Source organism: Thiohalocapsa sp., assembly GCF_019695415.1.
In the GTDB taxonomy this organism is placed as follows: Bacteria; Pseudomonadota; Gammaproteobacteria; order Chromatiales; family Chromatiaceae; genus Thiohalocapsa.
This window is the reverse complement of record NZ_JAIFKJ010000351.1, coordinates 1-2,943: the sequence shown is the minus strand read 5'-3', so window position 1 is coordinate 2,943 and position 2,943 is coordinate 1. Positions and strand designations below refer to the sequence as shown.

Below are 2,943 nucleotides of genomic sequence, written 5' to 3'. Positions count from 1 at the left end.
CGCGATCTGGGGGGGGGGGCGGCGACCGTGCGCGTTGCCCCCGGGCCCATGCGCCTGTGGCCCTACGCTCATGCGACGCTGCTGGCGGCGCTCGACGAGGACCACCCGCCGCCGGAGACCATCATTATCCGCGGCACGGAGCCGGCGCTCGGCAGTTGGCGGGCCGCCGCCCAGCAGGGGTATCAGCCGCGGCGGTTGGTGCTGGCCATCGCCACCGGCGAGCCTGATCTTCCCGGCAACCTGGGTGCGATGGTTCCCGGCGGTGCCGGCGTGCTCGCCTACCGCTGCCGCGGTACACATTGCGAGCCGCCGGTGACCAGCCTGTCGGCGCTCAGCGCGGCTTGAGGTACTGGACCCGGGAAGGTGTTGCGTCGTGGGCGAGGTGATGATCGACGCCGCCCGCAGCGCACGGCGCAGCGGCGGCGCGGAAAAATGGAGGCCCCCAGTGCATCCTTGCCAGGGGCCGGCGTCGCCGAAGGTTGAGTGGATCCTGGGGCTGTACATCCATGCGGCGGCTCCGTCCGACTGGCTCCGTGTCGGGTCGTCCTTGCGGTTGCATCCTTGCGCGTGCTTCCGTGCCGCCGCGTCCGTGCCCGTGCCTCCTTGCCGGCGACGCTTATAGTTTGGCGCCATTGCCAGCAGATTTCTGTGCTTTATTACCGTCCCGGCTTGTAGGAATCGGACTACACTGCCCGGGCGGAGCGAATGCGGCGGCGCCGGTTCTGCCGCCCTTCGATGCATCGTAGCCGAGCCGAACCCCCTTCGTATGCAAGACGCCTCCCGATCGGACCCTCTGTTTCCGGCCGTCGAGCCCTACGCTCAGCATCGCATCGCGGTGGGCGATGGTCACGAGCTTTATGTGGAAGAGTGCGGCAATCCAGACGGGCTGCCCGCGGTGTTCCTGCACGGCGGTCCTGGCGCCGGCTGCGGCCCGACGCACCGGCGCTTCTTCGATCCGGCACGCTGGCGCTTGGTGCTTTTCGATCAGCGTGGATGCGGGCGCTCCAAACCCCATGCGGAGCTTCGGCACAACACCACCTGGCACCTGGTGGCCGACATGGAGCGCATCCGCACGCAGCTCGGCATCGATCGCTGGCTGGTGTTCGGCGGCTCCTGGGGCTCCACCCTCGCCCTCGCTTACGCCGAAACGTACCCTGAGCGGGTCACTGCCTTAGTGTTGCGGGGCATTTTCCTGTGCCGACCCTGGGAGATCCAATGGTTCTACCAACAGGGCGCGAGCCTGCTGTTTCCGGACTACTGGCAGGACTTCTTGGCGCCCATTCCCGAGGCTGAGCGCGCCGATCTGGTGCGGGCCTATCACCGCCGCCTCACCGGCGACGACGAGACCACCATGCGCCAGGCCGCCCAAGCCTGGTCCATTTGGGAGGGGCGCTGTGCGACCCTGCTGCCGGACGCCGGGGTGCGTAACGCCTTTGCCGACGCGCGCCTGGCGCTCAGTCTGGCGCGCATCGAGTGTCACTATTTCGTCCACGACGCCTTCCTTGAGTCTGAGCAGTTGCTGCGCGACGCCCATCGGCTGGCGAACATTCCCGGCATCATTGTGCACGGTCGGTACGACGCCATCTGCCCGCTCCAATCCGCCTGGGAGTTGCACCAAGCCTGGCCGCAGGCCGAGCTTCAGGTGATCGCCGACGCCGGCCATGCGGCCTTCGAGCCTGGCATCGCCAAGGCGCTCGTGGCGGCGACTGAGCATTTCGCGGACCGTCTGAAGGATCTGTTCCCGAGCAGCCGATGATCGGCCTGCTGCAGCGCGTGAGCGAGGCCAGCGTGACGGTGGACAGAGCCGTCATCGGCGCCATCGGGCGAGGACTGCTGGTGCTCGTGGGGGTGCAGAAGGGTGACGATGCAGCCCGCGCGGAGCGCCTGCTGGAGCGCCTGCTCACCTACCGGGTGTTCCCGGACCCGGCCGGTAAGATGAACCTGAGCCTCAAGGACGTCGACGGTGGGCTGCTGCTGGTGCCGCAGTTCACGCTGGCCGCCGACACCAAAAGGGGCACCCGGGCCAGCTTCACGTCCGCAGCGCCGCCAGCGGATGGCGAGCGGCTCTTCGATCATCTGGTGGCCCGTGCCCGGGCGGCGCACGCACGGGTGGCCACCGGGCGCTTCGGCGCCGATATGCAGGTGAGTCTCATCAACGACGGGCCGGTGACCTTCTGGCTGGAAAGCTGATGGCATCAGGGATAAGCCGCAGCACTATACGACCAAGGTGGGAGTCCAAGCACCCAATGGGCAGACCAGCAGGCGCTGGCACTCTCGCTCGGGGAGCCGAAGCACGTGCCCGTGTCCCTGCGACCGGGCTTGCGACAGGCGGGCGCATCGCGCACGGTGTCGCGTCGATCGCCCGGGGGTGCGTCCTCAGCGGCTTATGTACGGGCTGCCGCCGCCCTTGACGAAGATCGGCCGGGATTTGCCCACGGCATAGGACCCGACCATGGTGTCGCCGGCGGTGTTATCGGAGCACTGGAAGTCTTCGCTGCGGGCTTCCAGGTGGATGGTGCCGTTGAACGCATAGGTGCCGCCGGCGCGCTGCCCCTTGTACTTCACATCGGACCGCGCCTCGAAATCCTGAAAAAGGCCCCCGCGCTGTTCTTGCGCTGCTCCTGCGCGGATCGGTGGGAATTTGCCCGGTGACGCGCGTTGCACCATGCGTATCAACGCGAGACTGGACGATGAGCATACGCGCAAGATCGAGTACCTGCGCGCCGCCACCGGGCGGACGCTCACCGAGGTGGTCAAGGACGCCATCGATCACTACCACGCCGAGGTCGCGGCCGGCTCGGGACGCGCATCCGCGGTGCTTGCACGGACCGGGTTCATCGGCTGTGGTGAGACCGATGCGGGCCTGTCCACAGACTATAAGCGGCGCTTGAGCGATTCTCTAGACGCCAAGCATGATCATCGCTGACACCGGTTTCTGGCTGG

General features: G+C 67.6%; 4 protein-coding genes and 1 pseudogene. 4 read left to right on the top strand and 1 reads right to left on the bottom strand.

Features of this window, described 5'->3' with window-relative positions; all coding sequences use genetic code 11:
* From I6U14_RS10090 to dtd, 3 genes and pseudogenes are all read left to right on the top strand, one after another.
* Positions 1-345, top strand: a pseudogene (locus I6U14_RS10090) (thioredoxin domain-containing protein); the annotation flags it as partial.
* Positions 346-766: 421 nt separating this feature from the next.
* On the top strand, positions 767-1,756 hold the full coding sequence (gene pip / locus I6U14_RS10085) for a prolyl aminopeptidase (protein ID WP_296898983.1): 990 nt from the start codon (positions 767-769) through the stop codon (positions 1,754-1,756).
* The gene (gene dtd, locus I6U14_RS10080) at positions 1,753-2,190 is read left to right on the top strand and encodes a D-aminoacyl-tRNA deacylase (RefSeq protein WP_296898981.1); all 438 of its coding nucleotides are present in this window, start codon (positions 1,753-1,755) and stop codon (positions 2,188-2,190) included. The genes pip and dtd overlap by 4 nt, the downstream gene beginning before the upstream one ends.
* Positions 2,191-2,376: 186 nt before the next feature.
* Here the strand turns inward: dtd and I6U14_RS10075 are convergent, their stop codons facing one another.
* A complete protein-coding gene (locus tag I6U14_RS10075) occupies positions 2,377-2,667 on the bottom strand; it encodes a hypothetical protein (RefSeq protein WP_296898980.1) in 291 nt (96 codons plus the stop codon).
* On the opposite strand from I6U14_RS10075, the gene I6U14_RS10070 reads away from it, so the two are divergent.
* A complete protein-coding gene (locus I6U14_RS10070; protein ID WP_296898978.1) occupies positions 2,666-2,926 on the top strand; it encodes a ribbon-helix-helix protein, CopG family in 261 nt (86 codons plus the stop codon). The genes I6U14_RS10075 and I6U14_RS10070 overlap by 2 nt on opposite strands.
* Positions 2,927-2,943: the final 17 nt, after the last annotated feature.